Annotated in this window: 7 protein-coding genes; 2 read left to right on the plus strand and 5 right to left on the minus strand. The window is 71.6% G+C overall.

The window, feature by feature from the left end; genetic code table 11:
- Window positions 1-296 precede the first annotated feature (296 nt).
- Entirely contained in the window at window positions 297-593 is a 297-nt protein-coding gene (locus tag AB0C17_RS28910) for a DUF4287 domain-containing protein (RefSeq protein ID WP_357381832.1), read from the plus strand.
- Between the two features lie 22 nt (window positions 594-615).
- Here AB0C17_RS28910 and AB0C17_RS28915 read toward each other — a convergent pair whose 3' ends face one another.
- The 5 genes from AB0C17_RS28915 to AB0C17_RS28935 all read right to left on the minus strand — a co-directional run bounded on the left by AB0C17_RS28915 (window position 616) and on the right by AB0C17_RS28935 (window position 7,891).
- Complete coding sequence (locus AB0C17_RS28915; RefSeq protein ID WP_357481398.1) at window positions 616-3,336, minus strand: hypothetical protein; 2,721 nt, start codon at window positions 3,334-3,336, stop codon at window positions 616-618.
- Between the two features lie 178 nt (window positions 3,337-3,514).
- Window positions 3,515-4,042, minus strand: a complete 528-nt coding sequence (locus AB0C17_RS28920; RefSeq protein ID WP_357381828.1) for an alpha/beta hydrolase — start codon at window positions 4,040-4,042, stop codon at window positions 3,515-3,517.
- Between the two features lie 70 nt (window positions 4,043-4,112).
- Window positions 4,113-5,831, minus strand: a complete 1,719-nt coding sequence (gene argS / locus AB0C17_RS28925; protein ID WP_357470900.1) for an arginine--tRNA ligase — start codon at window positions 5,829-5,831, stop codon at window positions 4,113-4,115.
- Between the two features lie 271 nt (window positions 5,832-6,102).
- Window positions 6,103-7,161, minus strand: a complete 1,059-nt coding sequence (gene trpS / locus AB0C17_RS28930) for a tryptophan--tRNA ligase (protein ID WP_357470903.1) — start codon at window positions 7,159-7,161, stop codon at window positions 6,103-6,105.
- Window positions 7,162-7,447: 286 nt separating this feature from the next.
- Window positions 7,448-7,891: a PRC-barrel domain-containing protein gene (locus tag AB0C17_RS28935; RefSeq protein WP_357381822.1), complete on the minus strand. Its 444-nt coding sequence runs from the start codon at window positions 7,889-7,891 to the stop codon at window positions 7,448-7,450.
- 123 nt (window positions 7,892-8,014) lie between these two features.
- On the opposite strand from AB0C17_RS28935, the gene AB0C17_RS28940 reads away from it, so the two are divergent.
- Window positions 8,015-8,311, plus strand: coding sequence for a hypothetical protein (locus AB0C17_RS28940; RefSeq protein ID WP_357481401.1), 297 nt, complete (start codon window positions 8,015-8,017; stop codon window positions 8,309-8,311).
- Window positions 8,312-8,952: the final 641 nt, after the last annotated feature.

Raw genomic sequence — 8,952 nt, forward strand, 5'->3', positions numbered from 1 at the left:
TTCACCGTCGACCCCTGCAACCTCCAACTGCTCTACCAGGGCCGCTCCCCCAACTCCGGCGGCGACTACGGCCTCCTGCCCTACCGCCCCGGACTCCTCACCCTCCAGCGCTGAGCGCGTACCCCGAGATCTGGAGAGCCCGGCCCGCGATCTCGCGGGCCGGGCTCTCCGGCGTCTCGGACGGCGGTGATCGTTGCCCTGGAGGCAACGGTGGTGGTCCGGTCCGTCGTTGATCGGAACCACCCCGCCCGGGAGGGTGGAGGTCGTCACCACCTCCCGAGCGAAGGGTTTGGCAGATGTCGTTCCAGGCGTACCTCGACGCGATCGAGGACAAGACCGGCAAGACCCCGCGCGTCCTGGTCGACGAGGCCAGGGAGCGCGGCTATGACGCGGCCGACGTGAAGGCGGGCGTCGTCGTGGCCTGGCTGAAGGACGAGTACGGGCTCGGCCGGGGACACGCGATGGCGCTCAACCATGTGATCAGGAACGGGCCGAGGATCAGCGCCAAGCACGTCGGGTCCACCGGCTCGCACCGGGACGACAGCGACTCGCTGTGGCTGGACGGCAAGGCCGCCCGGCCGGCCGGCCCGTGATCGGGCCGGCCGGCCGGTGACGTCACGCGCGGACGGTCACCGGAGCGCTCGTGGCACGACCGTTGGCGTAGCCCGCCTTCACCGCGACGACCGTCACGGTGACCGCCTTGCCGCGCATCGCCGCGGTCAACGTCAGCGTCTTCGTCGTCGTGCCGGTCAGCTCCCCGCCCACTCGCCACTCGTAGCGGTACGAGTCGGCGGTGGGCGTCCAGGTGCCGGTGGTTGCCTGCACGGTCTGCCCGACCCGAGGCGTACCGGTGATCGTCGGGTTGACAGTGGCCTGCAACGCCGGGCCCTTCGCGACCGGGACCGTGGCCTGCGACGTCGCCCGGCCGGACGAGTACCCGGGCTTGGTCGCGGTGACCGTCACGGTCAGCCGCTTGCCCAGCTCGGACGCCCGGATCACGTACGTCGAACCGGTCGCTCCGCTGATCGCGGTGCCGTCGGCCGCCCACTGGTAGGCGTACGCCGAGGCGGCCGGGCTCCACTGCCCGGTCGACGCGCGCACCGTCGCCCCCACGGCCACCGTGCCGGTCACCGCCGGTGCGGTCACCGACCGGAGAGCCTGAGCTGCGGTGATCGAGAACGCGTCGGCGAGCGAGACCGGCGTGCTCCACTCGTCCGGCCGAATCGAGACGGAAGCCTTGCCCACAGCGGCGGAGGTCAGGTCGACATCGGCGGTGAGGGTCCGGCGGTCCGCCGAGACGCTCCGCACCGTCGCGGCGATCGCGGTGCCACCGGCCGGGGTGACGGTGACCTGATCCTCCTGGTGGAGGCCGCTGCCGGTGATCGTGATCGTCCGTACCGCGCCGGTCTCCACCGACGACGGCGACACCGACGTCACGGTCAGCGGGTCGGGCGCCACGGAGAAGGAGTAGTAGGTCTGCAGCGATTGCGCGCCGTCCGCCGTCACGCTCTTCACGTAGAGCGTGTAGTAGCCGGCGTCCGGCGGAGTCCAGCTGATCGTCGCGCTGCCGTCGGCCGTGGCGGCGACAGTGCCGTCGGCGCCGGGCAACTGGTAGGTGTACTTCACCGCGCCGGGCTGCCGGGGCTTGAACGTGAAGGTGCCAGGCGCGAACTTGCCGGAACCCGACGAGGGGAAGTCCGTCGACACGACCACCGGGGAGTCGGTGACCGACCAGGAGTTCCCGCCCTCGGTGGTCCGCACCCCGGCGGCGTTGCGGGCCGTCACTGTGACGTAGGTGTAGCCGCGCTCGTTGAGCGTGTACTGGAAGGTGACGGAGCCGTCGGCCGCCGGCGGCAACACCTGCCGGGTGGCCGGGTCGCGGTTGAGGAACACCTCGTACTCGACGACGTTCACCATCTCGGTGCGCGCCGTGAAGGTGGCGGTGGACCCGACGACGTCGCCGCCGCTGCGGGTCACGTACGGGCTGGCGCCCGACACCGAGACGGAGATGAACCGCGGCTCGGAGAGCGTGCCGTCGGCGCTGCGGCTCTGCACGTACAGCGCCTGCGTGCTCTCGCTGGTGGCGGTCCAGATCAGGTCCGCGGTGCCGTCCGCGCCGGCCGGCAGGACGGTCTTCTGGCTCGCGCTGCCGTTGTAGTCCGCCGTCCAGTAGAGGTAGGACGTGACCTCGGGCATGCGCGGGGCCAGGTGGAACCGGAGCGACGACCCGATGATCACGTACCGGTCGACGTCGCCGGTGACCCGGGGTGCGTTGTCGACGACGAACGTGTAGGCCCGTTCCGGGTGCGTCGCACCGTCGGCGGTGACGCTGCGCACGTACAGGGTCTGCCGCCCGGCCCGGGTCGGGGCGATCATCGCGGTGACCGTGCGCTCGCCGCCGGTCACGACCGAACCGGAAGGGCCGTCGCCGTCGATACGCCAGGCGAACGACTCCGTGCCGGGGACGTTCGAGGTGAACTCGAACGCGCCGGGCACGCCCACGCCGTAGTCCAGGTTGGTGCTCCAGTCCGGATAGGCGCTGGAGAAGACCGAGGGCCGCGTCTCGCGTACCCAGAACTCGTAGACGTTGCGCTCCGACCAGTTTCCGGCCCGGTCGATGGCGTACACGATCACCGAGTGGTGGCTCGCGTCCTGCGGCGTCCAGGTGACGGTGGCCGGTCCGCCGAGGCCCGCCGCGGGGACCTCGACATATTCGTCGCCGGTTCCGGAGAACCGGTACTGGTAGCTCACTGTGTCGTCGGAGGCCGAGGTGAAGGTGAAGCTTCCGGTGTCGCCGACCCCGCCACCGGCGTTCTCCCAGTCGCCAGTCGGGTACTTCGCCGAGGCGACGTCCGGCGCCGGACCGCCGACGCGGTCGATGGTGAAGTAGCAGGTGGCACTCCACGGCGACGTGTCGGCGCCGTCGAGGACGCGCACCCGCCACCCGTACGTGACACCGTGCCGCTGCCGATCGGGATCTTCGAGCTGGACGTAGACCTGGTTGTTGTGCGGGGCGAGGCCGGTGAGCCACTGCTGCGGGGCATCCGGCGTGGTGATGTCCCACACCTGGAAGTCGGCCTGCGGGTCGGCGCTCTGCGGCGTCCCGCTGTAGGTGCCCTGGAGCACGACGGCGTTGGCGTCGTTGAGGCGTACCGGGCTCAGGTAGGGCCCGGGCGCCTGGGCCGCGCAGGCCTGACCGGCGGTGGTGAGTTCGGTGGGCCCGCCGACGGCCGCCGCGGCCGGAGTCGCGGCTGCGCCGACGACCGTCGCGCAACCGACGGCGAACGTGGTGGCTGTCGCGAGTAGACGCCCGAAAGTGGGCGCGAAGGTACGCATTCCGGTCCTCCCCGTGAATGAACGCGGGCGACGATCGAAGCGCCCGCGGAGGAAGGATCGCACGGGTTCGATGGCGGCGGTGTCCCCTCCGGCTGGAGAGCGACGTCTATCGTCTCGGCCATGGGAGCGATCAAGCCGTGGCACGGCGTGTGGGCGTGGCGCCGCCGCCGCTGACCGGTCAGCGGCCGGTAGCGCCGGCGAACTCCTCCACCGCCGTGCAGACCCGCCCGAGCGCCTCGGCCGAGGCCGCCAACGGCCCGGGCACCATCATCGAGTGGTCGGCGTCGGCGACCTCCACCACGTACGGGGTGAGCCGGCGCGCCACCGCCCCGTCCCAGACCGGGTCGGCGGTGCCGCCGGCCAGCAGGAACGGCGCGGTGGCCCGGCCCAGCGGCTCCCGTACCGCGGGGTCGGTCAGCAGCGGCGTCAGCCAGACCGCCGGGATGCCCCGGTCGGCGGCGAGCGGGGCGGCGAAACTGCCGAGCGACTTGCCCACGAGCAGATCCACCCCGGCGTCGAGGACCGGATCCAACTGCTCGGCGACCCACTCCGGAGCGGCGTCGTGGCGCAGATCGCCGATCGACCGCCAGGTCACCTCGTGCACCTCGAAACCGAGCCGGCACAACGCCTCCCCGATGTAGACGAAGAGCGGGCCCCGGGTGTCGTAGCCCCGTCCCGGAGCGAGTACCGCGCGTCGATTCGCCATGGCAGCCTCCCTTGCGTCGGATCGATGCGTCACGCTAGCCGCTGCGCGGGTTTCCAGTGACCCCGCGGCCTCACAGCCGTTCCGGGGTGCGGATGCCGAGCAGGTCCAGGCCCTGCCGCAGCACCCGGGCGGTCAGCTCGCACAACACGAGCCGGCTCTCCCGCGTCGGCGCATCCGCCCGCAGCACCGGGCACCGCTCGTAGAACGCGCTGAACGCGACCGCCAGCCGGTGCAGGTAGGCGGTCAGACGGTGGAACTCCATGGTGCCCGCCACCTCCTCGACCACCGCGGCGAAGCCGACCAGCTCCATCGCGAGCGCCCGCTCGGCCGGCTCGGCGAGCGAGACGTCCGCGTCCGGTCGCGTCGCCGCGCCGGCCCGCCGGAAGATCGACCGGACCCGGGAGTACGCGTACTGGAGGTACGGCGCGGTGTTGCCCTCCAGCGCCAGCATCCGTTCCCAGTCCAGCACGTAGTCCTTGTGCCGGTCGCCGGACAGGTCGGCGTACTTGATCGCGCCGATGCCCACCGCGTGTCCCACCTCGGCGGCCTCCGCCTCGCTCAGCTCCGGATCGCGTTCCCGGGCCAGCGCGGTGGCCCGCTGGACCGCCTCGGTGAGCAGCCCGACCAGCTTCACCGACCCGCCGGCCCGGCTGCGCAGCATCCGCCCGTCCGGGCCGAGGATCGAGCCGAACCCGACGTGCTCGGCCCGCACCGGCGTGGCCAGCCAGCCGGCCTGCGCGCCGACCGCGAACACCATCTCGAAGTGCCGCCGCTGCGGCAGCCCGACCACGTAGAGCAGCCTTGTCGCGCCGAGCGCGCCGGTCCGGTGCCGCAGCGCGGCCAGATCGGTGGCCGGGTAGCCGTACCCGCCGTCGGACTTGCGCACGATCAGCGGCAGCGGCTCGCCGTCACGCCCCACCGACCCGGGCGGGAACACGCAGTCCGCGCCCTCGCTCCGCCGCAGCAGTCCGAGCCGGTCCAGTTCCTCGACGGTCGGCGCGAGCTGGTCGTGGTAGCTGCTCTCGCCCCGGAAGTCGTCGCCGCTCAGTGTCACGTCGAGCAGGTCGTACACGGTCAGGAAGTAGCTCTCCGACTGCGTTACCAGCAGCCGCCACAGTCGCAGCGTGGCCGGGTCGCCGCCCTGCAACGCCACCACCCGCTGCCGCGACCGTTCCCGGAACGCCGGGTCGTCGTCGAACTTCGCCCGCGCCGCCTTGTAGAACCCGTCCAGGTCACCCATGGACAACTCCTGCGCCGCGCCGGCCTCGCCCAGGTCGAGCAGGTGCTCGATCAGCATGCCGAACGGCGTGCCCCAGTCGCCGAGGTGGTTGGCGCGCAGCACCCGGTGGCCGAGCCATTCCAGCGTCCGCGCCGCCGCGTCCCCGATCACCGTCGACCGCAGGTGCCCGACGTGCATCTCCTTCGCCACGTTCGGCCCCGAGTAGTCGACCACCACCGTCTCCGGTTCGGCCACGGGCGGCACGCCGAGCCGCGGGTCGGCGGCCAGCGCGGAGACCAGCCCGCCGAGCGCGTGCCCGGACACCGTCAGGTTCAGGAAGCCCGGGCCGGACACCTCCACCGCCGCGCAGAGGTCGGCCAGGGACGCGCGCTCCCGTACCTCCGCGGCGATCTCCCGCGGCGGACGGCCGAGCCGCCGGGCCAGCCCCAGTGCCGCGTCGGACTGGAAGTCCGCGTGCTGCGAGCGCCGCACGGCCGGGTCCACCGGCATGCCGGCCACCGCCGCGAACGCGGGCGCCAGCCGGTCGGCAAGCAACCTTTCAAGATCCATGAGTACGCCGATCTCGCTGTGGATCCGCCGCGCGGATCACCTGACGGGAACGCGACGGCGGAGCGAGGACGATCGATGACGACCGGCGGCTCGATCCGCCGGTCGCAGGAGGGGAAGGCTCAGCGCAGGCGGTCGCGGGACCGCCGGCGTCGCAGCGCGCCGAGCCGGACGTCGGTGGACGTCATCGGGTACGCGTGCGAGCTGGCCATGTCGGTAGCGTAACCGGCCGGTCCGGGGCCGGCGCAAGTGCGTACCCCGGACCGGCTCGTGGTCAGGCCGAGGTGCCGACGGCCTTGCGGTAGCGCTCGGCCCGGCGCCGCACCTGGGTGTACGCGCTGCTCAGGCCCATTGCCCGGCGGACCTCGACGAGCGTTCGGCGCACCTCGACGCGGGTCCGCTCGGTGCCGGAGACGATCAGCTCGTCGACCAGGCCGGGCTGTGCCTCGAAGCGGGCCCGGCGCTCCCGGACCGGGTCGAGGAACCGGTTCAGCGCCGTCGCCAGCGCCTCCTTGACCTCGACGTCACCGACCCGGCCGGCCCGGTAGCGGGCCTTGAACTCCGCCACCTGGGCCCGGTCCGGGTTGAAGACGTCGTGGTACTCGAAGACCGGGTTCCCCTCGACGGTGCCGGGCACGTCGGCGCGGACCCGGTTCGGGTCGGTGTACATCCCCATCACCTTGCGGCGCACCGTCGCCGCGTCGTCGGAGAGCGCGATGGCGTTCCCCTTGCTCTTGCTCATCTTCCCGGCGCCGTCGGTGCCGACGAGCGTGGGTGTGGCCGACATGAGCATCTCGGGCACCGGGAAGACGTCGCCGTAGAGGTGGTTGAACCGGCGGGCGATCTCCCGGGTCACCTCGACGTGCGCGGCGTTGTCCTTCCCGACCGGCACGACCTGCCCCTTCACGCAGAGGATGTCGGCGGCCTGGAGGACCGGATAGCCGAGCAGGCCGTACGGCATCTCGTCCTTGCCGGCGTCGCGGGTCATCTCCTTCAGCGACGGCACCCGCTCCAGCCGGGGCACCGTGATGAGGTTCTGGAACAGCGTGTTCAGGTCGCCGACCTCGGGGATCGCGGACTGGAGATAGAACGTGGCCCGCTCCGGCTCCACCCCGGCGGCGAGGATGTCGGTGACCATCTCGCGGGCGTTGTGGGCCACCTGCTCGATGTCCGCGCGGCTGTTGCGCGTGGTGAGCATGTGCAGGTCGGCGATGATGAAGAAGCTCTCGTAGCGCTGGTGCAGCCGCACCCGGTTGGCGATGCTGCCCACGTAGTGGCCGAGGTGCAACCGCCCGGTCGGGCGGTCGCCGGTGAGCATGCGTGCGGAGGACATGGTCGTACGCCTTTCGTGCCGTTCGCTGGCGGGGACGCGCGGATGCGCGGGAGACGATCCGGGTGTCACCCGGATCGGTGGAGCGGGCTCGTCAGAACGAGCGCCGCCATCGCCCGCCGGCGCGGAACCGGAGTCCGCCGGCACGAAGTACGTCGAGGATCTGCTCCCGGCCGTCGGCAGCGTGGCCCGAAAGACCACTGCGGGTCTCCGGGAGGTGGCTGCGCGAACGGGTCATGCCTGACACGTTAGCCGTTCACCGGCCCGTGTGGCTGCACCCCCGCGGTGCTTACCGCTGTCGATAGCTCTCCGTGTAGTAGGTGCCGACCCGCTCCCGGTAGTCCGGATGGGCGAAGTGCTCCGCGTCGAACGCGGGTGACTCCTTCACCTGCTCCCGGGTGCGGTCCACGTGCACGACGCGGTCCAGGTGGTCGACCTGCGCCACCGTGCCGGCCGGCAGCAGCACCTTCTTGCCGAAGATCCACGGGCCGGTGTCGACCACCAGGTACCGCGCGTCGGCGTCCTCGCTCGCCTCGTCGATGGAGCCGATCCGGCCGTCCGTCGCCTCTACCCGGTAGCCGGTCAGGTCGATCGGCGTACCCGGGCCGGGGGCGTCGGGGCCGTCGTCCGCGTCGCCGGTGCGCTGCTGCGGCACGTCTCCCGGCCGGGTCTGGTCGTATCCACCGGCCAGGGCGGACGGATCCCGCCAGGTCCACGGGCTGAACGGCTGCATCGGCACACCTCCGTCGAATCGGCTCTCGGCAGAGACAGTGCCCCGGCGGCGGCACCGGAAACACGAGCGGCGTCCGTTGCGGGCCTGAGCTGGGACGACGGCGCGCTGGCATACTGGCCGACCATGGTCCTGTCACGTGGTTGGTCGCTGTTCCTGGTCGCCGTCGGCGTCTGGACGTGGGCGATCTGGCCGAGGTTCGCGCTCGCCATCTGGAACGACGAGCGCGCCTGGTCGGCCGGCGTCGTCGGCGAGGGCAGCCCGACCGGCTTCCTCTGGGTGCACGCCCTCCTGATCGCCGCGTCCCTGGCCATCGGTACGACAGTGGGAGCCCTGGGCGTCCGCGCCCTGCTGGCCTCTCGCCACCGCCCTTCCCCGCCTCGCCCGTCCCCGTCCCCGTCCCGCCCGTCCCCACCCCGTTGATCAAGGAGTTTGTGTCCGCTGGGGACGCTGATCGGGACGCGAACTCCTTGATCACCGGCGGCTTCGGTCGGGTGTGACGCGCGCCGCTACCCCTCGATTTGACGTTCAAACCCGCAGACGCGTAACTTTCTCTCTGCCAGCGCGGAACGGGGCAAACGGGACGAAAGCCCGGGAGCGCCGAAACGGGCTGGCACCGGGTCCGAGCGAGGCTTACGCCTTGTGCGGGCGCGGGCCGGGCGAGGCCCGCCGAAACGCCGCAGGGCGGATTTGGCGGAGCGGAACCGACCGGGTAAGGTTGTCGACCGGCAGGGAACCGGGCGAGCTCGCGGGAAACCGCAGCGGCCGGCCTGCCAAATCCGATGATCAAGTGCAGCGGGTGACTGCTGCGCGTGCTCAGCGGCGCCGACCCGTACGAAGCATGACAGACCGGGACACACGGTTTGACACGGCAGAGACGGTGAGGTAACGTAGTAAAAGTGCCCGGCGCGAGAGCGGCGGGTGTTTGAACGAGATGCCCCGGCTGGGGGTTCCGCTGATGTGGGGCCTTGTGGTTGGTGTGTGGTTGTTCTTTGAGAACTCAACAGGGTGCTTGTAAAGCCAGTGCCAATTGTTTTATACCCCGGACTGGTCAGGTTTTTGTC

The sequence above is a fragment of the Micromonospora sp. NPDC048887 genome (genome assembly GCF_040649715.1).
GTDB lineage: Bacteria > Actinomycetota > Actinomycetes > Mycobacteriales > Micromonosporaceae > Micromonospora.

Bases quoted from the DNA above. Each gene is read 5' to 3' on its own strand.
- AB0C17_RS28915 (WP_357481398.1), bottom strand. From the start codon at position 3,336: ATGCGTACCTTCGCGCCCACTTTCGGGCGTCTACTCGCGACAGCCACC.
- AB0C17_RS28910 (WP_357381832.1), top strand. From the start codon at position 297: ATGTCGTTCCAGGCGTACCTCGACGCGATCGAGGACAAGACCGGCAAG.
- AB0C17_RS28935 (WP_357381822.1), bottom strand. From the start codon at position 7,891: ATGCAGCCGTTCAGCCCGTGGACCTGGCGGGATCCGTCCGCCCTGGCC.
- AB0C17_RS28920 (WP_357381828.1), bottom strand. From the start codon at position 4,042: ATGGCGAATCGACGCGCGGTACTCGCTCCGGGACGGGGCTACGACACC.
- argS (WP_357470900.1), bottom strand. From the start codon at position 5,831: ATGGATCTTGAAAGGTTGCTTGCCGACCGGCTGGCGCCCGCGTTCGCG.
- AB0C17_RS28940 (WP_357481401.1), top strand. From the start codon at position 8,015: ATGGTCCTGTCACGTGGTTGGTCGCTGTTCCTGGTCGCCGTCGGCGTC.
- trpS (WP_357470903.1), bottom strand. From the start codon at position 7,161: ATGTCCTCCGCACGCATGCTCACCGGCGACCGCCCGACCGGGCGGTTG.